The 22,980-nt window shown below is 56.5% G+C and carries 19 protein-coding genes and 1 pseudogene; 6 read left to right on the top strand and 14 right to left on the bottom strand.

The genetic code is table 11. The features are described 5' to 3' along the window. Nucleotides 1–20: 20 nt before the first annotated feature. The 4 genes from FY112_RS30005 to FY112_RS29990 form a co-directional block, all read right to left on the bottom strand. Nucleotides 21–1,229: a glycerophosphodiester phosphodiesterase family protein gene (locus tag FY112_RS30005; protein ID WP_245274302.1), complete on the bottom strand. Its 1,209-nt coding sequence runs from the start codon at nt 1,227–1,229 to the stop codon at nt 21–23. Between the two features lie 335 nt (nt 1,230–1,564). Then, complete coding sequence (locus FY112_RS30000) at nt 1,565–2,086, bottom strand: GNAT family N-acetyltransferase (RefSeq protein ID WP_244666026.1); 522 nt, start codon at nt 2,084–2,086, stop codon at nt 1,565–1,567. 154 nt (nt 2,087–2,240) lie between these two features. Further along, a complete protein-coding gene (locus tag FY112_RS29995) occupies nt 2,241–2,912 on the bottom strand; it encodes an HAD family hydrolase (protein ID WP_017958601.1) in 672 nt (223 codons plus the stop codon). 140 nt (nt 2,913–3,052) lie between these two features. Then, nucleotides 3,053–4,339, bottom strand: a complete 1,287-nt coding sequence (locus FY112_RS29990) for a DegT/DnrJ/EryC1/StrS family aminotransferase (RefSeq protein ID WP_017958600.1) — start codon at nt 4,337–4,339, stop codon at nt 3,053–3,055. Between the two features lie 463 nt (nt 4,340–4,802). On the opposite strand from FY112_RS29990, the gene FY112_RS29985 reads away from it, so the two are divergent. Then, nucleotides 4,803–6,074, top strand: a complete 1,272-nt coding sequence (locus FY112_RS29985; RefSeq protein WP_151519967.1) for an ROK family protein — start codon at nt 4,803–4,805, stop codon at nt 6,072–6,074. A 36-nt stretch (nt 6,075–6,110) separates the two neighbouring features. On the opposite strand, the gene FY112_RS29980 is transcribed toward FY112_RS29985, so the two are convergent. From FY112_RS29980 to FY112_RS29955, 7 genes are all read right to left on the bottom strand, one after another. Next, entirely contained in the window at nt 6,111–7,439 is a 1,329-nt protein-coding gene (locus FY112_RS29980; protein ID WP_348642765.1) for a methyl-accepting chemotaxis protein, read from the bottom strand. Nucleotides 7,440–7,456: 17 nt separating this feature from the next. Beyond that, nucleotides 7,457–8,029, bottom strand: a complete 573-nt coding sequence (locus FY112_RS38640; RefSeq protein ID WP_240604623.1) for a Tar ligand binding domain-containing protein — start codon at nt 8,027–8,029, stop codon at nt 7,457–7,459. Between the two features lie 182 nt (nt 8,030–8,211). Continuing rightward, nucleotides 8,212–9,378: a sn-glycerol-3-phosphate ABC transporter ATP-binding protein UgpC gene (gene ugpC / locus FY112_RS29975; RefSeq protein ID WP_017958598.1), complete on the bottom strand. Its 1,167-nt coding sequence runs from the start codon at nt 9,376–9,378 to the stop codon at nt 8,212–8,214. A gap of 78 nt (nt 9,379–9,456) precedes the next feature. Continuing rightward, nucleotides 9,457–10,482 carry a Gfo/Idh/MocA family oxidoreductase gene (locus FY112_RS29970; protein ID WP_026158467.1) on the bottom strand — a complete coding sequence of 342 codons (1,026 nt, stop codon included), beginning with the start codon at nt 10,480–10,482 and terminating at the stop codon, nt 9,457–9,459. A gap of 28 nt (nt 10,483–10,510) precedes the next feature. Next, nucleotides 10,511–11,344, bottom strand: a complete 834-nt coding sequence (locus tag FY112_RS29965) for a carbohydrate ABC transporter permease (protein WP_017958596.1) — start codon at nt 11,342–11,344, stop codon at nt 10,511–10,513. A gap of 1 nt (nt 11,345) precedes the next feature. Next, a complete protein-coding gene (locus FY112_RS29960; RefSeq protein WP_026158466.1) occupies nt 11,346–12,275 on the bottom strand; it encodes a sugar ABC transporter permease in 930 nt (309 codons plus the stop codon). Between the two features lie 70 nt (nt 12,276–12,345). After that, a complete protein-coding gene (locus tag FY112_RS29955) occupies nt 12,346–13,800 on the bottom strand; it encodes a substrate-binding domain-containing protein (protein WP_151519966.1) in 1,455 nt (484 codons plus the stop codon). 286 nt (nt 13,801–14,086) lie between these two features. Here FY112_RS29955 and FY112_RS29950 point away from each other — a divergent pair, with 286 nt between their 5' ends. Then, nucleotides 14,087–15,346, top strand: a complete 1,260-nt coding sequence (locus FY112_RS29950) for an ROK family transcriptional regulator (protein ID WP_151519965.1) — start codon at nt 14,087–14,089, stop codon at nt 15,344–15,346. A gap of 119 nt (nt 15,347–15,465) precedes the next feature. Here the strand turns inward: FY112_RS29950 and FY112_RS29945 are convergent, their stop codons facing one another. Then, on the bottom strand, nt 15,466–16,623 hold the full coding sequence (locus tag FY112_RS29945; protein WP_151519964.1) for an ROK family transcriptional regulator: 1,158 nt from the start codon (nt 16,621–16,623) through the stop codon (nt 15,466–15,468). Between the two features lie 146 nt (nt 16,624–16,769). Between FY112_RS29945 and FY112_RS29940 the strand changes: the two genes are divergently transcribed. The 4 genes from FY112_RS29940 to FY112_RS29925 are packed head-to-tail and all read left to right on the top strand — an operon-like array spanning nt 16,770 to nt 21,476. Beyond that, nucleotides 16,770–17,774 carry an extracellular solute-binding protein gene (locus tag FY112_RS29940; protein ID WP_151519963.1) on the top strand — a complete coding sequence of 335 codons (1,005 nt, stop codon included), beginning with the start codon at nt 16,770–16,772 and terminating at the stop codon, nt 17,772–17,774. Between the two features lie 50 nt (nt 17,775–17,824). Then, nucleotides 17,825–18,829 carry an ABC transporter ATP-binding protein gene (locus FY112_RS29935; RefSeq protein ID WP_017958590.1) on the top strand — a complete coding sequence of 335 codons (1,005 nt, stop codon included), beginning with the start codon at nt 17,825–17,827 and terminating at the stop codon, nt 18,827–18,829. After that, nucleotides 18,826–20,535: an iron ABC transporter permease gene (locus FY112_RS29930; protein WP_017958589.1), complete on the top strand. Its 1,710-nt coding sequence runs from the start codon at nt 18,826–18,828 to the stop codon at nt 20,533–20,535. The genes FY112_RS29935 and FY112_RS29930 overlap by 4 nt, the downstream gene beginning before the upstream one ends. A 17-nt stretch (nt 20,536–20,552) precedes the next feature. After that, nucleotides 20,553–21,476: a sugar phosphate isomerase/epimerase family protein gene (locus tag FY112_RS29925; protein WP_026158465.1), complete on the top strand. Its 924-nt coding sequence runs from the start codon at nt 20,553–20,555 to the stop codon at nt 21,474–21,476. On the opposite strand, the pseudogene FY112_RS29920 reads toward FY112_RS29925, so the two are convergent. Both FY112_RS29920 and FY112_RS29915 read right to left on the bottom strand, forming a co-directional pair. Beyond that, nucleotides 21,464–22,404: pseudogene (locus tag FY112_RS29920) on the bottom strand (IS1182 family transposase); the annotation flags it as partial. The gene FY112_RS29925 and the pseudogene FY112_RS29920 overlap by 13 nt on opposite strands. A gap of 83 nt (nt 22,405–22,487) precedes the next feature. Further along, a partial coding sequence (locus FY112_RS29915; protein WP_246700782.1) for an isocitrate/isopropylmalate family dehydrogenase occupies nt 22,488–22,980 on the bottom strand: 493 nt, incomplete at its 5' end.

Genomic DNA, 22,980 nt, shown 5'->3' with positions numbered 1-22,980 from the left:
TTGGAAGCGGAGGTCTTGCTCTAGCGCGTGAGCTCGGTGGTGTTGCGGCGCCCTATCTGGCGCAACATATCGCCGACTACGTCGGGCCAATCAGTGGTGATAAGATTGGTACGATTGACGATCGCCATCTCCGGATCTCCTCGGTAATCTGGTACGATCCCTCGTTGAGCGGTCGATTTCGGATCCGTGTTGTGGTCGAAGCAGCATTTTCCGGCGCTGTTGGCGACGCCCTCTGGAAAGTAGTTACTTTCATGATAGGTGGCGAAGCCCTGCTTCTGGTCGATATAGTCGAAATATGCCTGCAGACCGTCACCTTTATAGAATTGGTTCATTTCAAACTGAATGGAGAACGGCGCCACATTCCATTGATAGTAGATTGCGTCCTCGTGGGGATCGTAGCTGGAATCCTTCACATTCTCGTCATCCGGGTTTTCGACGACAATTAGCCCGCCAATGAGGTTGGGGTCGTAGGTCGTCCGATTTAAAATCGTGCCGACATCCACCGCATCCTTTGCTTTGAGCTTGAATACAACGGCTTTGCTGAGTTTCGCATTTCCCTTGGTCGCGAGAATGTCAAGGCAGCGTTGCATGAGCTCGATGGGATCAGTAGGGTCCTGATCATCGACTGCCGCCTTGATATCGACGATCATCACGTAGCCATGACCATCATCGGAGACATATTGGGCGAGTAGATCGAGCGCGGCAGAGAACGTTAGGAACTTCGCCTTTCGCCCTTGTGAATCCGTAAAAACGCGGCCATGTCGGTCCCGTAGATCGGCCTGTCGTAGCTGCGAAAAGTTCTGATTATATAATAGGCCGCTTCCAGTTGACTCGCGCTCAATCCTGTAGTCGTGAGATAGAACGACTTCATTGTCACCGGTGAAGCGGGCATCGACTTCCACGCTCTCGATCTGCGAATTCCAGGCGTCTTGCAAGGCATAGGCTGAATTCTCGGGATAGATCTCCCAAGATCCGCGGTGCGCAGATAGCAGGACCAAGTCATCGTCGGGTTTCGGCAGCTTAAACATGTTTCTTGTAATCGCACTTACAAGATATGGTGAAGGCTTTACCGGAAGCAGCGCCTCTGCTTCGGCATAGGATGGAATAGCGAAAGCAAAAAAAGAAGTCAAAATGAGCGATGCCCGCAGATCCCGTCGGCCGCCGAGGTAACCAAAACGCGAGGCGTAAGAATTTAGGATTGCTGATGCTACGTTGTTGCTGGTGTGCATAAGGTTTCAGAACCTTTCGATGGGAATTTGGGTAGCTCGCTACGTTGTACGGCCTGTTCCTGGGGCTTTTTGCAACAGCACGAACCGCCTCAGCAGTGGCTAAGGCCTGGGCCGGGAACGAAAGAGGGGAGATGGCCTCGCTACGCGAGGGGATTTGTTAGCCGACCGCCTGGTTCCCCCCTTGCTCTATGGCTGTAATAACAGGCTGTTCGACATCAAGATGATCCATAAAAGCGGAGCCTAACAAAGGCGTTGCGTTGCCGGGTCGCGACATAGCGTGCTCAAGGGTTGAGAGAGTTTCGGTGAAAGCAGCTTGGAGCTCGACACGATTATTTTCATCCTGGTGCAGCGGTTCTCAGGTGAGGAGGCGTTGGCAGGGTTTTCTCCATCAAAGCTGCTGCGCCATAGGGTGTTTGGACGCAATCAATTGCCTGCCAGCCGCTCTTTTCGTAAAGAACTCGCGCGTCCTCCGTTATCAAGAAAAGGCTTTTGTAACCGAGGCGCGATGCTTCGTGCTCCAGCCGCTCGATCAACAACGTGGCTATCCCTTTCTTGCGGTGAAATGGATGGACAAAGAGCGACTTAAGCCACGGGGATAGATGAGATTTTCCATCGAAATCACGATCAGCCAACGTGACCATCCCAACCGGCAATGCGTTTTCAATGGCAATCAATGTTAGCGGTATCGAATTTTTTGTTGCTGCTTCAAACTCGCCCCGCGTTTGTTCGTACGAGCCATTTGATTGACAACCCCATTGTCCGAAAGTCCAACTTGCGCAAATGGAAATGAATTTCGGAAGTCTTTCTAGGTACTCGATCGTTACCGGAGTTGCAGCTACCATTGGTTTCGCGGTCATAGTATCTCCATTCTTCTGGCGGGCCGAGCAATCGAGCGAGGATCGGTCAATTTGAGGTGAAGCCCGTGCACCAACCGATGCTATCGGATCCCACGATATATCCTGGACGGTGACGCTGCGATTCAAGACGCTTCGCCTGAGCGCAACTGCGTGGTCACAAAGCTGCTAAGATTTGTGGCAACGCCGTCATGCGGCTAAACAGCTTTGTGGCACCTGCCTCCATCAGTTTGTCTCCATGCCCAGCAAGGCAATGAGAGCCACCCACGAAGCCAATCACCATCATCCCGGCTGCCACTGCCGCCTGAGTTCCAGCAACGCTGTCTTCAATAACGAGACAACTGCCAGCCGGTGTGTTCATATTCTGTGCTGCAAACAGAAAGAGATCCGGCGCTGGCTTACCACGCGCAACTTGCGAAGCGCTGAAGACATGGGGCCAAAAGAAATCATGCAGGTCTGTGACTTTAAGAGCCAAGCAGAGCTTCGCAGCATCACTGTTCGACGCCACGCACTTCCTTAAATTGATAGCTTCCAAGGTTTGCCGAACGCCGCTGGTTGCACGCAGATCACGAGCATATCGATTTGCAACTTCGGCCATCACACGTTCATGATGATCCTCCGGTAGGCGCAAGCCGCCCTCGGATTCTATGACTGAATAACTTTGCTGGTCAGTCACTCCTATGAAGCGATCGTTATACTCTTCAGCGGATATGATATAGCCACATTTCGCCAAAGCTTCGATGTGCACCCTGGTTGCGATAAGCTCGCTATCGACGAGAACCCCGTCGCAGTCGAAGATCAGTAATTCCGGACTTTTCGAAGAAGACATACAAGGACTCCTCGTTGTAGAATCACTCTGAGTTTTGTCCCAGCGCAGCTTTCAATCTTCCGGGCATTGAGCAAAGTATGATTGAAAAGGATCGGATGTTGACCATTGCGGCACTGGGAAATTGGTGCGACGCGCGGGGCTCAGCCAGAAATTGCTCCTGCGGCGACCTTCGGACCTTGCTTATGAAGAGCATTCCAAACCTTGTGAAACGCCTCTGCATAAAGCTTCATCAATTCGCCATCGTTGGGTGGCGCAATCTCGGAAACGTAAAACATCGTATCCAAGAGTTTCACTGTATTTGGAAAATCGGCGGCCTTCCAGTTGTCGCGAATGTCTGGAAGATATTCGAATACGGGCTTCGTGAGCCAAACACAGATAGGCACGCCTTCGGCCTGCAGCGATTTCACCACGAAATCCCTTGCAGCCGGGCCTGGCGCGAAGCCAAGTGCCGCAGGTTCGATCCGGAGGGGAAAGTTGAGCATCGAATGGTCGCAGTCAGATGGGTTGAAAAGAGGAAATATACCCACAAGCTCGCTGATCATCTCCCATAAAAGCTTGCTATTGTCTCTTCGGATTTGCAGTTGCGTATCCATCTCAGTGACCCGCAAGTTCGCTATAGATGAAGAGAATACGTTGGGCCTGTAGTTGTACCCTTGGGAATAGGGCGAGAATATTCGCGCTCCGCTCCGAGACGAGCTGGACAGCGATACGCGATCAACATGTGCAATCAAGTTGGCGTCTTCCGTGATGACAAATCCTAGCTCCCCAGCCCCAAGGTGCTTGGCGCCGTTTCCGGATAGAGCGAGTGCGTCTGCATCAAGATGCGCACCGTCGACGATTGGTTTCGCGGCGCCGATCGATTGGCAGATGTCGTCGATCACAGCAATGCCTTGAGCTCGCGCTGCAGACCTCGCGTCGGGGACGAGAACATTGTTTCCGAAAAGGTGAGTGACTAAAACTGCAGCCACGTTGGGGCCGAACTCTTCAGCGGCGGCGCGCTGATCAATCCCGGCCAAGTTCATGTCGACATCAACGAAGACGGGTTGAAGACCGCTGATCGTGATTGGCCCTACCGCTCCCGGCCAATTCAATGCTGCGGTAACAACTTGCTCGCCTCGCTCTTTGACGTAGTCGAGCTCGATGTGAATGGCTGCCGTTCCGCTGCCGACAGCGCGCACTTGCCACTTCCCGGTCCACCTTGCAAGGCTTTCCTCCAAACCGCTCACAATTGGATGATTAACGCGGTGATATCTTCCACCATCCACAACTCCACGCAGGGCATCCGAGTGCTTCTTCTCCGCGGCGGGCCAAGGTGTAACACGTCCCTGGGGGACCACAGGCTTCCCACCGAAAACGGCGAGCTTCTCGACTGAGAAAGCACCAGTTGCGTTGCGAGTTATGAGCCGTAGTGCACCGAATCTGTTCATCTCGATCTCCAATCATGCTCATTAGAATGCTGATCAGCCCACACAAACGCTAGCACTGCTTTCCCCGGTATGATAGCTCAAACTAAGTATATAAAAAAGTATATGCTAAATTATATTCAAGATACGCGAGATAAAATAAGTATAATTTCGATTCTGTCGTGTATGGTCAGGCAGCCGCTTGGGCGTCACCTTGGTCAGCTTCTGCACGGAGCTCGGGTATTTCAATAGTTTTTAACGATTGAGCGGACACTAAGATCACTGAATGAAGGCTTGGGACGGGAACCGGCCAAAGTTTCCCGTAAACGCCAGGTGCCGATCATAAGATGCGTTAGATGCGTTGGAAGAACAGCACATGGCCCCCAGATCATAACCCGAGCCTCACCAGATTGCGAAGAAGCGGTTAGCCCCCTGATAGTGCTGGCCGTTGGCGGCGCAATTGGTTCGGCCAACAGGATTGGATGCTATGGACTCTTTGATAAGAAGACTCGAAGCTCACCGACTGGGAGAAAGTGAGGGCAGTTCTGACGATCGCCATAAAGATGAGAGCGCTAAGGGTATAGTACCGGCCCAAAAACTGATTCCAACGCGAACCTTGGGCCCTGCGAATCGGGGCCGATTGCTGCAAGCCTTGTACGACATAGGGCCATCCAGCAGGGCGGACCTGGCCCGCCTTGCGGGTGTGACTCGAGGGACTATCGGAGGGATTGTGCAGCCCCTGATCGATCAGGGTGTTCTTGCGGAAGGAGAGGTGATACCTCCCAACGAAGCAGGCGGCAAGCCGGCTACCAAGTTGTGGTTTTCCAAGGATGCAAGGCCAATATGCGCGGTGCTCCTGATGCACGACCGCGTGAGTGCTTGTTTGGTCTCTTTGGAGGGCAAGGTCTATGCTCAACACGCCGCCGATTTTCCGAAGAACCTTACACACCCCACCGACGCATTCCGAATTATAAGCACCTGTGTCGAAGAAACCATCGCATCTGGCAAACCGATCTTAGGGATAGGTGTAGCAGTTGCAGGAATGATCAATACGGAGACGGGCACAATTGTGACCGCCAGTCTCGGGCCATTCCTGGACGGCTTACCGCTCGAAGCCGAGTTGCACAAAAGGTTCGGCGTTACCGTGTGTGTCGATCAGGATACCAGAGCCTTGCTGGTTGGGGACCGATGGTTTGGACAAGGCCGCGGCCGGAGAAACTTCGCCTCCGTCCATATCGGCGAGACTTTGGGTGGAGCGCTTTACCTTGATGGGCATCTCTATCGGGGACCAGCAGGTGCAGGCGGCGAAATCGGTCATACGACCGTAGACATCAAAGGTCGGATATGCCAGTGCGGCCGACGTGGATGCTGGGAAACAATCGCCGGCTCGAAGTGGTTAACGGACGAGGCCAAGGTTAGGCGGTTGCCACAACCGCACTCCCTGGATGTGAGCCGATTATTGACTCTGGCCAACGACGACGTCCCAGGCGCACGAGAATTACTTCGCGACTACGCGTTCAACGTTTCGGTCGGCCTGGCGAACCTCCAGCAGTTCATGGCGCCCAATTTTATCGTTATTCACGGCGACATCGTACGAGGGGGAAACCCCATGCTTCATTTGATCCAGGAAAGCTTCCGGGAATTGGTATTCCATCGCCCGGGCGATGAAATTGCCCTTGCTTTCGGAGATAGCGAATGCTTGGCTTTACGCGGTGCCGCCGGTCTGCTTCTTTCTGAATTGCTGAATTTCGTCATCTAAGGACATCCGCAATACGTTCCTGCGGGAGGTCCGCGGTCATTGCCGGGATCTATCTGCAACTCGACCGTCACTCACTTTGCCGAGTTCGTTCGCGACCTTTGCCAGCATCCGGCGTGCTGGCAAAGATATTGACGCTGTTTCACGGTTGCTTTGACTGGTCTGCTGCTCAGAGAGTGCATTCTCAATCTGAAACTCCGCCACAATCCCGCGCAACTGTTTTGCCTCAAGGGCAAGTGCCGTGCTTGCAGCCGTGGATTCCTCGGCCATGGCTGCATTTTGCTGCTTAACCTGATCCATTCGATTGACTGTCCGGTTGACCTCAAAAAGGGTTGCGGACTGCTCGTTGGAAGCGGCTGTGATGGCATCAAGCTGAGTGTTAATCAGCACTATCTGGTCCACGATGATCTTGAGCGCCTCGCCGGTATCGCGGACCAGCTTGACGCCACTGCTGGCCTCATCAACCGAATTGAGGATAAGATCCTTGATCTCTTTTGCTGCATGCGCAGAGCGTTGAGCAAGCTCCCGCACCTCCTGGGCAACCACTGCGAAACCTTTGCCTGCCTCGCCGGATCGTGCCGCCTCGACGCCTGCGTTGAGCGCCAGAAGATTGGTCTGAAACGCGATTTCGTCGATGATCCCGACAATACTGGAGATCTGCGAGGATGACCGTTCGATGCGTTGCATTGCCGCGACAGCGCTGGAGACCACTCCCCCGGAGTGGCGCGCCGACTTGTTTGCCTCGATCGCAACATGTCGCGCCTCCGCTGTGCGCTTTGAGGAACTGGCGACGTTCTGGGTAATTTGATCCAGCGCGGCGGCGGTTTGCTCCAGTGAAGCAGCCTGGTGCTCTGTGCGGCGTGACAGGTCTTGCGCGCTCAAACTGATTTCCTGCGCGCCATCATCTATCGATTCGGTTGCGTTCGACACAGCTCTCAAGCTCTCGGCGAGCTGGGCAACAGCAGCGTTGAAGTTCGCCCGCAACGGTTCGAAGTCCTCGGCGAACTTGTCGTCGAGGCTGAACACGAGGTTCCCGTCGGCGAGATGCCTTAGGCCCTCTGCAAGCCCGGTCGTTGCCTCCGCCCGCTGACGATCGGTCTCGGCGAGACGCGCACGTTCAATCTCGTTTGCGCCACGACTTGTCTCTGCATCCTTTCCGAGATCGCGCGCCCTCAACTCGTTGTCCCTGAAGATCTGTACTGCCCGGGCCATCGATCCGATCTCGTCGCGGCGAATCGTTCCCTCAACAGTCGAAGTAAGATCGCCGTCGGCTATGACTTTCATGGTCGTAACCATCTGTTTGATCGGTTTGACCAACCAGGCGCGAATTGCGAGAAAGCCGAAACACGAGACAGCGAAGAGTGCCACAATAGCTGTTCCCAAACTCAGCACGGACGTGTCACGGACAACGTTTGAAACGCCAGCACGCTTTTGATCTGCGTCGGAAGCGATTTTTCCGTGACGGATGTGAATCTTGGTGAGATGGCAGCAAAGGCCGGTTGGCAAAGAGTGAGATAGAGTTGCTGCACCATGGCAAGCTCGGCTTCACTAGTTGCGCCGCGACCAACAGCGATGGCTGCACCACACGTATCGGTCAGGACGGAGAATCCATCCGCCTTCAACTTCGGCAGTTCGCTCTGCTCAGGAACTGCGGCAATCGCCATATCCATGAACCTGACGAAGTTTTCTCGTGCGTCATTCAAGCCAAATTCTGCGCGCGCCCTCGCCTGTTTCGACCGCGTCATCACCATGTCGCTGATGCTGGCACGCGCTATTTCCAGACTTCGGTTCGACTGGGTCAAGCGAAGTGCTGCAGATGCATCTTTGTCGAGAAGCTCCTGATAGCTGTCGTTAACTTTCAACATTTGCCGGCTTTGATAGAACGTCAGACCGAGTGCCATGACGCCAAAGACGGCCATGATAATAAAGAACTTACCGACAATGGAAATGTGTTTCACGGGCCACTCCTCTAAGCTCGGTGTCACTTACGGCGGATGGATGTTCAGATTCTGATGGTTTGATGTCTCGAGTTTTAAAAAAATGGCTGCCGCCGACCTCGTAATCGACGACAGCCAAGTTGCCTGGGAGGGCAGGAGAAAAGAGTTGAAACCCGAGCTGGCGATATTTCGTGCACGTTCTGTCAGTCGCGGATCGCAGCCCCCGTTACTGGGTCGAACCAGTGCAATTTCTCCAGGTCGACTGTCAATGGCAGCACCTGATTGGGTCGAGGTGTCAGCGCCGGTGGTATACGCGCGACAAGCCGGTTCTTACCCTTATTGGGAAAGTCTTCGGTATCTTCAGCATCGTTGATATTGACCGGCGGTGAGGCGATGTCGAAAAACACGAAAGTGTCGGCTCCAAGCGCTTCGGCAACCGGGATCTGCTCATTGAACAACGCCTCGGCCTCGGGACAAACCTTGAACATCTCCGGGCGAATTCCAACAATGACTTGTCGCCCGGCAAAGACCGACAATGCTGGCTGGGCGGGGATGGAGAAGGATATATTCGTCCCGGTAATCGCAGCTTTCAGCGTCCCGGCTTCCGCTGTCAGCTCGATGCGTACGAAATTCATTGCGGGCGAACCGATGAACCCCGCGACGAACAGATTGGACGGCTTGTCGTAAAGCTTCTGCGGCGTGTCGATCTGCTGAAGATTACTCTCCTGTCCGTTAAACACCGGCTTCAGCACAGCCACGCGATCGCCCATGGTCATAGCCTCGACCTGATCGTGGGTCACATAAAGGGTTGTGACGCCGAGCCGCTGATTAAGCAGCTTCAGTTCACCGCGCATCTGCACGCGGAGCTTGGCATCCAGGTTGGAAAGAGGTTCGTCCATCAAGAAGGCCATGGGATGGCGAACGATCGCTCGACCCATCGCCACGCGTTGGCGTTGACCACCAGACAATGCCCCCGGTTTGCGCTCGAGATAGCGCGCGAGATCAAGCATTTCGGCTGCATCGCGCACCAGCTTGTCAATCTTGTCCTTGGGCATTTTGCGCTGCTGCAAGCCAAAAGCCATGTTGTCGTAAACAGTCATATGAGGGTAAAGCGCGTAGTTCTGAAAAACCATCGCAATATCCCGGTCCTGGGGTTCTGTCTCCGTCACATCAGCGTCATCCATGAGCAGCCGGCCGCTGTTGAGCGCTTCAAGACCCGCTGCCATCCGCAATAATGTCGACTTGCCACAACCCGAGGGGCCGACCAACACGACGAATTCTCCGTCCGCGACCGAAAAACTTACATTCGCAACGGCAACGGTTCCGTCCGGAAAGGTCTTGCCGATCCCGTCGAAGGTCATGGACGCCATTATTATGTACTCCCCGTATTTTCAAGCGAGGCAAGCCGCACCGTTATGCGGACATGCCCCGCGCCTTTGGTTCCGGCTTTAGCCGATGTTCACAGCCTTGCCGGTCGCAACGGATTCCTCGATGGCGGCCAGGATCTTGGTGTTTGCCAGGCCGTCCTGCGCATCTGCCAGCAGCGGAGCGTCACGCAGGACGCTATCGACAAAGCGAGCAATGGACTCCAGGACAAAGCCGCCGATACGCGTCGCGCCGGTGGGCGTTATGCCGATATAGTCATTGTATTTCAGTCCGCCGTCGACGATACGGCGCAGGCCGCCGCTATGGGTCGGGTCTGCCTGGATCTGGCCCTTTTCACCAACGAACTCGACCTTGAAATCGACGAGCGAAGGATTGTCGCGCGACAGGATCCAGCTGTTCTCCATGGTCACGACCGTGCCCTTGGAAAATTCAAGGATCGACGCATGGAAGTCTTTCGTATCTACGCCGCCGGCAGACAGTGTCCCAGAGCGGGCGACGGAATAAACACGCACGACCTCGTCTGCGAGAATGAAACGCAGGACATCGACGAGGTGGCTTCCCAGGAACCAGAGTGCCGAAGACTTTGCAGCCCAGCTCAGCATTTCGAATGGAACAAATGTCGTATTCGAAAGACGCGCGGTCCCGTGCTTTGCCAAGCCGATCTGACCGTCCTCAATCATGTCGCGAACCTGGGCGAGGATCGGATTCACACGGTTGTGGAAATCAATCATCAGCTTGCCCTTGGATTTTGCGGCAGCCGCGGCAATTTCCTCGGCTTCACTCACCGTCGTCGCAAGCGGCTTTTCGCTCAACACGTGTTTGTCAGCTTTCAGAGCGGCGAGGATTATCGGCGTGTGGGTAAAGTCGGGTGTCGCAACCGAGATCGCATCGATCTGATCGCTGGAGATCAGCTTCTGATAATCGGTGAAGGCCCGCGTTGCGCCGTAGGTTTCCTTCATCTTCAGCGCCCTGCCCTCATCGAGGTCGCAGACGCCGACCAGCTCGGTCTCCGGCAAGACATTGAAGGTGTGGGCGTGATTGCCGCCCCAAAGACCGGCGCCAATGACGCCCATTCGCAGTCTGCTCATTTCATTACTCCATTCATAAAGGGAAAGCTCAGCCCTTCACCGAACCAAAGGTGAGGCCTCGTACGACGTATCGATCGAAAACAAGGAAGATGATCATCGGAGGTATCATCGCGAGCACTGCGGCGGCGGCGATGTAGTTCCAGGTCACTCCGCTCGTTGCGAAATATCCAAGTGTTCCGATCGGAAGAGTGGCGGTCGAGCGTGAGCTCAGCACCAGCGGAAAAGCGGCATTGTTCCATGCGAACACGAAGGCGAACATCGACGTGACAATGACGCCGGGACGTACGATGGGCAGCGTGATCCGCAACATGATCGTGTACCAGCGGGCGCCGTCGACCCGGGCAGCCTCCTCCAGTTCCACCGGCACTTCATCGATGAAACTCTTCATCAACCAGACGGAAAACGGGATCGTCAGCGTTTGCAGGACCAGGATCATGGAGAAATAGGAACCCTGCAGACCGATGCGCGTGATGAGGATGAAATAAGGGATCAGGAATGCGACCGGCGGGGCCATCAACAGCCCGAGATACCACAACATGATGTTCTTCTTGCCGCGGAGCTTGAAACGGGACAACGCATAGGCCGCAGGAACCGAAAAGGGCAGATTGAGTAGCACAGCACCAATCGCGACGATGAGGCTGTTGACCAGTTGCCGCGCATTGGTGCCTGGATCGACGAGGATGTGCCGGAATGCGTCGAGATTGGGCTCGAATGTGAGTTGCGGCGGCATGGTGAACGCCGTCTCGGCCGGCCGGATCGCAAGGGCGATGAACCAGAGGATCGGACCGACGAAGATTGCCAGGAAGAGGAGGCCGGCGGCGTAGGTGAGTGCCGTGTTGAAGCTCGTGTGGCGCCGGGACATTTTACCACTCCTCGTTTCGGAACGCGAAGAAGACGTAGAGGGCAACGATGACGTTGACGATCAATACGGTGATCCAGGTCATGGCGCTGACCAGACCGATGTTGAAGTTCACAAGGCCCTGTTCGTAGAGAGAGTATCCAAGGGTGCGTGTAGACGTGCCCGGTCCGCCGCGGGTGAGCACAAGCACCGTGTCGAAGGTGTTGAAGATCTGCATGAAGCGCAGCATGACGATAATGATTGCGGTGCGTTTGATCAGCGGCAGCTTGATCCGCATCAGGATCGTCCATGCAGACGCGCGATCCAGGCGTGCGGCCTCCAAAATCTCGTCGGGCACGGCCAAAAGGCTCGCATAGAGAACTATCGCAAAGAACGGCGTCCACTGCCAGACGTCGACGAAGAGGATGGCCGCGAGTGCAGTCGATGGCGAGCCAAGAATTCCCTCTGCGGGAACGGGGAGCCAGAGCGACTGCAACAGCCAACTCAACAGTCCACCGCCGGGATCATAGAGGTAGCGGAACAAAAAGCCGACGACGATGGGTGCGATCGTTGTGGGCAGGATCAGCAGGGCCCGCACGATGTTCATGCCAGGCAAGGCCTTGAGCAGAATGAGCGCGATCGCCAGGCCGAATGTGAACTCAAGTGCCGTGCCAAGGATCGACAGGATCAGGGTGTTGGTGAGCGCGGCGCGAAAGTCGAATGCGTTGAAGGCCTGCACATAATTTTCGAACCCAACGAACTGGAGCGGCTCCGGGCCGATTTGCAGGTTCCAGAAGTAGAAGCTCGATCTGAGGGCAAACAGCAAAGGATAGGCAATGAGCGCGAGCAGCATCACGACCGAAGGCGCGATCAGAAAGTAGGGCAAGTTTCGTCGGATAAAGCTCTTCCGGGCAGGCCCGAAGGCTCGCGGAGAGCGAACAGTTGTCGTGTGCATTGCCAGATCCAGTTCTTCTTCAAGTGGATGCCGGCGCGATCGCTGTCGCGCCGGCCCGAGGAGAACTCTGTTACTTCTTGGCGATCAGGGCTTTGGCCCCATCAAGAGAATCCGCGTAGCTGTCCTTTTGATAAGGGATCATGAGATTGCCCTTCAGGATGCTCTCGAACAGGCTGTTGGCGCGCTCGAGGCCGGTCTTCGGCTCCTCGTTGCCGGTCAGAAGCTGGTTCAATGTGAGACCCAACACGCTTTCGACAGCAGTGTAACCAGGTACAGGTGGGCGTGTGACCTTGCCGTTGCCCTGCTTCATCATCGCATACTGCACATCGAGGTACGGATAGATCGCCTTGACTTCCTCGTCTTGATAGAGCGAAACGCGCGCAAAGTCGGAGAACTGGTAGTTGAGGTCCGGCCAAAGAGCCATTTTCTTCTGCGTGGCCTTCGAGGTCGCCCATTTGATGAAGGCGTAGCCTGCCTCTTGCCTTTCGGAACTGGACGGGATGCCAAGGCTCCAGCCGCCGAGGCTGACCGTCTGAGGCACGCCCTCAGCTTTCGGTAAGGCTGCCGTTGCATACTTCTCCATGACGTCCGACTTCTTGCCGGTCATGTAGCCGGAATTCTTGATCAGATAGAAGTACGGGGTCCACCAGTAGAACATGCCGATGTCGCCCTTGGCGAAACGGGTGCCGGCGTCGAACCAGACATAATTGATGGCTTCAGGCGGAGACAACTTGTAGAGCTGCCTGTAGACTTCGACAGACTTGATCCAGGCGGGGCTTGTCAGTTGCGGGGAGAAATCCCACGGAGCGGCCGGGAACGATTTGAACCAGTTCGCCCCGTGGCTTGCTGAGACCTGCGTAAACATGTGGACGATCGGCGACGGCTGGGAACCGCAAACGACGGTTGGGAAGAGCGGCTTGCCGCCAAATGATTTGCCTTCCATCGACTTCAGGGTGTTAACGTATTTCGTCCACGTCCAGCCTTCCGATGTCTCGGTCGGCGGTGCTGCAATGCCGAGTTCGTCAAAGACGTCCTTGCGGTACATAACCCCCTGGGCATAGGCGGCGACCGGCAATGTGCCGACCTGGCCGCGCCACATATTCGAGGAGTAGAGGACCTCCGGGATGAAGTCTGAGAGATCGAATTCGGTGTCCTTGGCAATAAAATCATTCAGCGCGATGATCCAGCCATTGTCGAGGTACTGCCCGAGCCACATCTGATCCACAACGATGACGTCGGCGTCTGAGGTTTTGGCGACAAAAGCAGACACGAGGCGCGATTGCAGGGCGTCATACGAGAGGCTTTCCAGTTCCACCTTGATGCCGGTTTCCTTCTCGTATTCTGGCACCAGCGCCTTCATTGAGAAAAAGAATGGGTCTTCAACGGACAGGACGCGCACCGTGTTCGCATCCTGTGCTGCTCCTCGCCGTGGCACGGCCAATGATCCCGCGCCAGCCACAAGAGCTGCGACGGAAGCGCTTTTCAGCAGGTCACGTCGCGACATATTTCCGATATCGATTGTCATAAACAGCCTCCTCAGTTGCTTCGTATCCCAACCCCGGCCCTTCAGCGCAGCCCTGGGCTTCCGCTTGTCGATACTGAGATTGTTACCCCTAATGTGCTTTTTGTAAGCAGTTAGTTTGTACCTCGCACAAACTTATGTTAGTGTCAAGAAGTTGTCGCGGCGAAAAAAATTCGCGCTTTACCGCGGTTGTCATCGACGTCCTGGTTGCATCACCGGAAAGCGCCTTATGTTTATGGCCGCTTGATAATGTACGGGCTAAAAGGATCGGGTAGATTGGAGAAGAGAATTGAAGTTTGAGAGCCAGCCGTCCTATTCGTTGGGCCAGCGCACCCCTGCAAGCAGAGAAGTCGCCGCCGGCGAGAACGGCGGCAACGTGACACTTGTCTCCCAATCGGCACTCGGCGCGATAAACCGCGGTCGCGTCCTTCAAGCCTTATATGACAACGGACCAAAAAGCCGGGCAGATCTCGCTCGACTTGCAGGTGTCAACCGGACCACGATAACCGGTATTGTGCAGCCGATGATCGAAGACCAGCTTCTTGTTGAGGGCGATGCGTCACCTTCCGACGTCAAAGGCGGCAAGCCGGCTCGTCCGCTTTATTTTAACCCCGATGCACCGATGCTTGGCGCAGTCCTCCTTCTGCCCGGCACGATACAAACATGCCTCGTGGCGCTAACCGGTGAGATCAAGGCCGTTGCGAAAGCTGAGTTTGATACGCATGGCGACACAGAAGCATTCATCGCGGTCATGACGGAGACGCTTACTGCCACACTGTCTCAGGCCCAGCAGGCGCCTTTCGGCATTGGCGTGGCCTCTGCTGGAATGATCGACAGTGACAATGGAACCATTCTTACCGTCAACCTTGCTCCCGTTCTAACGGGACTTCCCCTTGTAGCAATACTACAAGAACGCTTCTCTCTTCCGGTTGTCATCGATCACCACCCCCGTGCCTTGCTTGTTGGGGACAGGTGGTTCGGACCCGGTCGCGGCCAACAAAATTTCGCAGCAGTCTATACTGGCGAGGTTCTCGGCGGCGCCTTCTTCATCGACGGCAAGGTCTATCGTGGACTCGCCGGATCCGGCGGCGAGCTCGGTCACAGCGTGGTGCAGATCGATGGTACCCTTTGCAATTGCGGAAAGCACGGCTGCTGGGAGACCGTCGCTGCCCTTCCTTGGTTACGAAAAGAAGCCGCCCGAATGGGCTTGCCGCATCCCAAGAGCGTCACCTGTGCCAGGCTTGTCAAGGAAGCAGACGAAGGCTCGAAGGCGGCAGAGGAGCTTCTCGACCGTTATACGCGGAACGTAGCTTTCGGCATCGTCAATCTGCAGCAAACACTCTCCCTCAACTCCTATGTCCTTCATGGAGACGTCGCCGGAGGAGGAATGACGGCAGCGGAGCTGATCAGGCAGCAAGTCGAGCAACTGGTGGTGAAGAGACCTGGTCAGGAGATATCGATCACGGTGAATGGCATCGGCGAAGGCCATACGGCTCTGCGGGGCGCCGCGGGTTTGGTTTTATCCAGCCACCTCAAGCTGGTCATTTGAGGCCTTATAGCGGTACCGATATGCAACGAAGGGGCTTGCGGACCTGTTGTGTCAGTTCGCGCCGGGCAAGGCCTGCCCAGTAGATTTCTTAAAGAGACCCAGGCGCTCCGTCGAATTATCTAGGGTCGGGATTTGGGCTTGCGACCGTTAAGGTAGGGACTGCCATCGTCTGCGACGGCGGCTGAAAAGAGAGAGGCAAAGAACGGTATGCAGGCGGCCCCGATCGCGCCGGCGCGAGGGCCAAGTCGGGAGGCCTCGACTGCAGCGACCTCCAAGCCGCGCGACGGACCAAGGATTGGCTGACTGGAAATTGCGTGTACCAGCCTGCCTGTCACGACTTCTGGCAGCCGTCCCCCGAGGACAATCAGCGCGGGGTCGAACATCGCCGTTGCAACACGTACCGTCTCGCTGAGCTGCTTTCCGGCGCGTTCTACCCAGGCTCCTAAAGCCACTTCGGCGCTGTCTGGCAACCGCTCGAGATCGATGAAGTCGTGGATGGCGAAGCCGGTACTGTTGAGGGCGGCAAAAAGATCTTGGCCGGATGGGCGCGGCTGGTCGTACGGGTATAGAACTCCGGGCAGGCAGGCGTTTCCATTGATGCCGCGGTACGGTCGCCCGTCGATAACCGCGCCTCCCCCGACGCCGTGTCCGATGTGAATGAAGAACATTGGATCAGGCTGCGGGATGCGTCCGCCGAACACATATTCTCCGAGCGCTGCAGCTGTTCCATCATTCTCGATGTAATAGGGCGCCTCGAAAGTCGCTTTAAAAGCTTGGTCCGCCTCACCATCATCGAAAGCCGGGAAGAAGCTATGGGCCTTGAGGATATTCGACATCGTGCCGAAATTGCCGGGCACCGAGCAGCCGACCCCGAGAAGGCGATCCCTTGGGGTGCCGAGGTCGTCCAGCATCGCTGCAATGGCCTCCTGCGCCGCCTCTGCCACAGACAAAGCCGCGCTGGTTTCGATGTCAACCGAGCGGGAGGTAAGAATCCTACCCGCTAGATCAACAATTGCTACCTCCATTCGGGAGACCGAGAATGTTATTCCCGCGGAAAGATACCGGTCAGCCCGCAAGCTCAGCAAGCGCCGAGGCTGGCCTTGGGCGCCGGTCCGCTCGACCACCTCGATCAGAAGTCCGATCTCAATTAAGCGACCTATCAGCCGAGTTACAGAAGCACCCGTCATGCCGGACCGTTCGGCCAAGTCGACGCGCGCAATCTTCTTGCCCACGAAAATCAGTTCGACCAGTCGTCGTTCGTTCCGTGAAAGGTCCATTGGTTCCACGAGTGCCTCAAATCATTAGCAGCAGAAGAGCTATTGCAATATATATTAAATTACGCAATGTAATTAAACCGTCATGAAGCTCCATTAAGAAAGCGCCAACCAGAGATGACCGGCCAAACTGAAACGAGGGGAACATCATGCATCAGATCAAACGTTTATTGAGCCTGGCAGCCGTGCTGATCGCGGTCACCTCTCCGGTCTTGGCCCATAGTCTTGTCGTTTATTCCCCTCAGGGAGAAGAGAACGTTCAGTGGATAATCGACCAGGCTAAAGCCGCCGGTCACGATGTGCAGTTTCTGCGCGCACCCGGAGGAGAACTTTTTGATCGGCTGATCGCCGAGAAGAACAACCCCCAGGCCGATGTCGTACTGGGTATGGTCGACACGTCTATGGCTTTGCTCAAAAAGAACGGCCTGTTCCAGCCATACATACCAGCCTGGGCGGCGGACCTCCCTGCGCAATACAAGGACAAGGAAGGCATTGTCTACAAATTCTGGAGCACACCGGTTGTCATCGCCTTTGATCCCGACAAGCTTGCCGCTGAGCGGGCGCCGAAAAGCTGGCTGGACCTGACAAGGGGCGAATACAAAGGCAAATACGTCATCGGCAACACCGCCTGGCAGACGACAAGGGTCTATCTGGCCGGCATCTTGGCCCGATTCCTCGACGACAAGGGCGAAGTCACTCAGGCTGGATGGGATTTTCTTGGCGCATTCTATGCGAACGCCATCGTTGTCGATGACGCCGATGCGCGCAAGGAAGCCTTCAAATCGGGCGGTGCGATCATCAATCTGAACTGGTTCGGCGGCGCCATCAAGGACGCCAAGGAGCTCGGCATGCAAGTCAAGGTCATTGACCCGGAAGGTGGCACGCCGGTCATCTCCGAAGGCGTGGCGATCATGGCGGGAACCGATCAGCTGGAGCAGGCAGAGGCATTCGTCGACTGGTTCGGCTCTGCCGATGTCATGGCCAGCTACGCCAAAGAGTTCGGTCAGGTTCCGGTGCTGCCGGCGGCGCTGGCTAAATCACCGCCAGAGGTGCAGGCGAATGCGGAACTAGTCAAGGCGCAGCCGATCGACTGGGATGCGATCGCGCCCAAACTGGACGGCTGGTTGCAGAAGATCGAGCTTGAAATCCGGTGAGGATGTAGGGCCAGGCGACGCAGATCGCCAGGCTTCTCAGGAGTATTATTATGCCGACCCCGATCCTCATCATCGATAAACTGCATATTGGCTACGGCGACAAGGTGGTCATCCGCGACCTCTCGCTTGAGATTCACGAAGGCGAGTTCGTTGCTCTGCTCGGGGCTTCCGGCAGCGGCAAATCCAGCGTTCTAAGGACACTCGCCGGCTTTCATCCGGTCATGAGCGGTCGGATTATTCTTGAAGGAAAAGATATTACCATCGCTCCTCCGGAGCGGCGCAATGTCGGCATGGTATTCCAGAACTATGCGCTGTTTCCAACGATGACGGCTTTCGAGAACATCGCCTTTGCTTTGCGTGTGGCGAAAATGCCGCAGAGCGAGATTGGCAAGCGTGTCGCTCAGATCGCCGAAACATCCGGGATTACGGAGCAACTGCACAAGAAGCCAGCGAACATGTCAGGCGGGCAACAACAGCGGGTCGCGATTGCGCGCGCGCTCGTCGCGGGCTCCAAGGTGCTTTTGTTCGACGAACCATTGTCCAATCTCGACGCCAAGGTGCGAGTGACGATGCGCCGCGAGATCAAGAGGCTCCAGCAGGAATTTCGCTTCACGGCAGTCTTTGTCACGCATGATCAGGAAGATGCGCTCACGATGTCCGACACGATCGTCGTGCTGGCGAATGGTGGCGTTGAACAGATCGGTGACGGACGTACTCTTTATCGAGCGCCGGCAACGCCGTTCATCTGCGAGTTTATCGGCACCGCCAACGAACTGCCCACGCCGCTTGCCGGGCAAATTCTAGGCCCCGACGTTCGGGGGCGCATCTTTGTCCGCCACGAAGATGTGTGTGTCGGGAAAGCGGTAGAAGCCGGGTTGCCGGCGACCGTCCGCCATGTGGAATTTCTTGGCGCCCACAGCCGCATCGACCTGGATGCCGGCGGGCATTTCATTTCGGCCGCCAGGATGGGGCACGAGTTACCCGAAATCGGTGAGACCGTGTCCTGGACGATCCGGCCGGGCTCGGTGCATATCTTCGAGGAAGCGGACAGATGAACCGCGCGGCTGCCGTCGAGCGCGTAGTCTATTGGATCGGGTTGGCGGCCCTGATCTGGATCGTCGTCACCTTCCTGATACTGCCGCTGGTCGCGTCACTTCATGCGGCATTTTTCAAGGACGGCAGCCTGGTGGTCGGCCAGATCGTAAGCGAACTTTCAAGATCACGAAGAGTGCGCGCTGCCCTTTGGAACACGGTCTGGATGACGTCAGCTACCATGGTCACGGTGACCATTGTCGGGATTTTCCAGGTGGTCGTCCTTGAATATTTTCACGTACGCGGTCGCGCACTCTTGAAAATCGCCTATGCAACGCCGCTGGTCTTCGGCGGTGTCGTTGCGGCGGCGGGCTACAACTTCACCTATGGTCCCGGAGGTGCGGTGACACATGTGGTGAAGGCGATCGTTTCCAGCCTCCCCCGAGACTGGTTCATCGGCTGGTTTGGCGTGCTTTTCACGCATACCTTCCTGATGACCAACTTTTATTATCTTTTTCTGCGTGCTGCGATGCGACGCGTCGACTACGCAACCATCGAAGCCGCGCGCAGTATGGGTGCCTCGGAATATAAGATCCTGTGGCGTGTGGTACTGCCCGCAATCATGCCGACGCTCATCGCTGTCACCCTTCTCACCCTTTACACCGCGATCAGCTCTTTCGCCGCCCCTCAGGTGCTGGGCGGTCGCGATTTCCACATGCTGAGCCAGATGGTGCTGACTCTGAACAGCCTGCGCCGTCCCGACATGGCCGCCTTACTGGCGCTTGTGATGGGACTGTGTCTCATGGCGCTTATCCTGCTGTCTCAATATTACGAGGCGCGCGGCTCCTATGTCGGCGGCGCGAAAGCGAGTGCGCCCATCCAGCTACGCAAAATTTGCAGCCCGATCGGCAATGCAGTGCTACATTTTTTTGCCTATCTTCTCGTGGCTATCTATGCGGTGCCGATCGCTCTTGTCGTACTCTTCTCCTTCGCCCCCGCCGCGAGCATCGGCATCGAAGTGATCCCATCCAGCCTGACGCTAAAGAACTATGCCCGCGTCTTTACCGAAGGCACCGCCTTTCTTCCGTTCTTCAACTCCATAGTGATGAGCCTTGTCGCGGTATCGGCGGCGCTCGTCGTTACGCTGTTTGCCGTCCCGGTTATTCTTGGCCGGCGCAGTTGGCTGACGCGCCTTCTAGACATCACTTTCTTCCTGCCATGGGTAGTTCCTAGTATTCTGCTCGCTGTCGGGCTTATCGTCACCTTCGACACGCCAAACCCGCTCGTTGGAAACGCAGTCCTCCTCGGCGGCTACTGGCTCCTGCCGATTGGCTACGCCATCGTCGCCTTGCCGCTTATGGTGAGATTTCTGAGGGCAGCCTTCGCAGGAATCGATCCGGCCTTCAACGAGGCGGCCCGCTCGATGGGCGCCACTGGTCTTTATCGCTATCGCCGCATTATCCTGCCGATAGTGGCGCCGACTGTAATTCTCGTCGCCGGGATGGCCTTCAACGATCTCATGTCGGAATACCCCTTGTCGGCGTTTCTATACAACGTCAACAACAAGCCTTTGCCGATTGCAATCGTAGACAGCTCGCTGTCTGTCGATCCTGAGCAGGCCGCGCTCAACCTCGTCTACGTCACTCTGATCATGGTGTTTTCACTGGCGATCATTCTGTTGGCCGAGCGCATCGGCCTTGGCAAAGGTCCAGAAACCACAACATTGTAGAACAGGAGACTGATCCATTGGATACCTGCATCACCGTCTGGCATTGGCCGCACCAGGAGCGTTGGTACGACGAAGGCATTCGCAACTCGCTCACCCTCATCAAGGAAGCTGGCTTCACACACATCAACTGGAATCCCGACTCCGGCAGTTCGTACTGGCTGGCCGACGCCGAGATTGAGTTTACAAGCAGGATCGTGGCCGATGCTGGGCTAAAAGTGCACTCGGTTCATGGCAGCAATGGCCGCAATCCCATCACTGAGATCGGCCACAAAAACCCTGGCCCTTTCGCGATGGAGACGCGCAAGGACTTCCTGTCGCCGCATGAATGGCAGCGCCGCAGCGGAGTCGAGCTGTTGCGTAACCGTGTCGACCTGGCGGCCGCGTTCCAGTCCCCCAATATCGTTCTGCACATCGATATCAACGACAACGTCTTCGGCAGCGAAGCCGCCGAACGAGCGTTCTTCGACCCCCTTTTCCAGTCTCTCGACGAAATCAGGCCTTACTGCGTCGAAAAGGGCGTCCAGATTGCCGCAGAAACTCTCCTCTGCGCCAACGCCCAGAATTTCCTCAACCTCTATGATCGGCTGTTCGCTCGATATGGCAAGGAGTTCATCGGCGTCTGCTTCGATTGTGGCCACTGGGAACTGATCGAGCCAGGCAAGCTCCGCGTGCTTGAGCGTTTCGCCGATCGCCTCATTGCTACTCACATTCACGACAATTTTGGAGCAATGGATAACCATCTCTTGCCATTCGACGGACGATTAGATTGGCAAACGATCGCCTCTGCGATCGCCGCGACTCCTTATCAGACTCCGCTCAACTTCGAGACACCAATGGACCGATATGGGATTCCAGAATCCGCCTACTATCGCCGCGCTCACAGTGTTGCTGTTAGGCTCGAGAAGATGGTCGCCGAGGCGCGCGCGAGGAACCGCCCATAGCGATTGCCATGAAGCTGCTTGGCGTCGGCAAAGGATCGTTCGACCGTCTCTTTGCGCCTCTTGTAGACTGCCTTGCCACAGGCGGTGAAACGATGGCCGTCAGTGCGTTCGCGGGCGTCGGCCCAGACATGGCAGGTGACGGTGGGGATTGCCTTGGCATTCGAGGTGCAGGAGGCCAACAGCGGGCAATTGGCGCAGGTGGCCGGGTCGGATGTGTAATGCCGGTAACAAGTTGCGGTCAGTCGTCGAATAAGTCAGCAACTGGCCTTCGGGGCAGCGATAGCCATCGGTCTCGGGTTCGAAGACGAGCGTCGACTTGCGCATCATGACGGGCTTGGGCGGAGTGGGATTGCGACAGCCTGTGACGCCAAGGATCTGCCGGTCTTCCAGGGCCTTGGCGATGCTCGGTGCAGCATAGCCGGCATCCAGCCCGTCCGCGCCGACATCGAAGCCGAAACGGGTCTGCTGCCGGTCGAGCCTTGAGAGATAGACGTTCGAGTCGTGGACATTGGCCGGCGTGACATAAGTATCGGTGATGATGGCGAGCTTGCCGTTCACCGTGCGATGATCGAGAGAGAAGAGGCCCTTCGGCTTGCCGTCACGCACCATATAGCGCTCTGGATCGCTGCGCGAGACCTTGGTCTCCTTTCACCTCTGGCCGGCGTTCCTTGTCCTTCAAAGGCTTCTGGCCGTGCAGCTTGCGTTCGGCCTCGATCGCCGCATCCAGATCGGCCCAGTAGTCGGCGCGCGACTTCTCGACCATCGCAAGATCGTATTTGCCCTTGTTGGCATTGGCCTTCAGATGGGTCGAATCCGCGTAACGCACCGTGCCGTCGACCAGCCCGTGGCCGATCGCCTGTTCGATGATGTGATCGAAGATGTCCTGGGCAACCGATGTATCGTTGTAACGGCGGCGGCGATTCTGGGCTGAGCGTCGGGGCGTCGAACACTCGCAGCAATCTGACGGCGGGGAAATCCCCGCCGCTTCGATTTTATCTTGGAAAGGCCGGCTTACGCCATGGCCTTCTGCAGGTTCTGATCGATCTTGTCGAGGAATGCAGTGGTCGAGAGCCATGGCTGGTGGGGGCCGATCAGCCGCGCCAGGTCCTTGGTCATGAAACCGGATTCGACGGTGTCGACGCAGACCTTTTCGAGCGTCGCGGCGAAGCGGGCAAGCTCGGCATTGTCGTCGAGCTTGGCGCGGTGGGCGAGACCACGGGTCCAGGCGAAGATCGAGGCGATCGAGTTCGTCGAGGTTTCCTGGCCCTTCTGATGCTGGCGGTAGTGGCGGGTGACCGTGCCGTGCGCGGCTTCGGCTTCGACCGTCTTGCCGTCGGGCGTCAGCAGAACCGAGGTCATCAGGCCGAGCGAGCCGAAGCCCTGGGCAACGGTATCGGACTGGACGTCGCCGTCATAGTTCTTGCAGGCCCAGACGTAACCGCCCGACCACTTGAGCGCCGAGGCCACCATGTCGTCGATCAGGCGGTGTTCGTAGGTGATGTTT

The sequence above is a fragment of the Rhizobium sp. PEPV16 genome, from assembly GCF_008919455.1.
Taxonomy (GTDB): domain Bacteria; phylum Pseudomonadota; class Alphaproteobacteria; order Rhizobiales; family Rhizobiaceae; genus Rhizobium; species Rhizobium leguminosarum_Q.
Note: the sequence above shows the minus strand (reverse complement) of the source record. Positions and strands in the feature narration are given on the sequence as shown.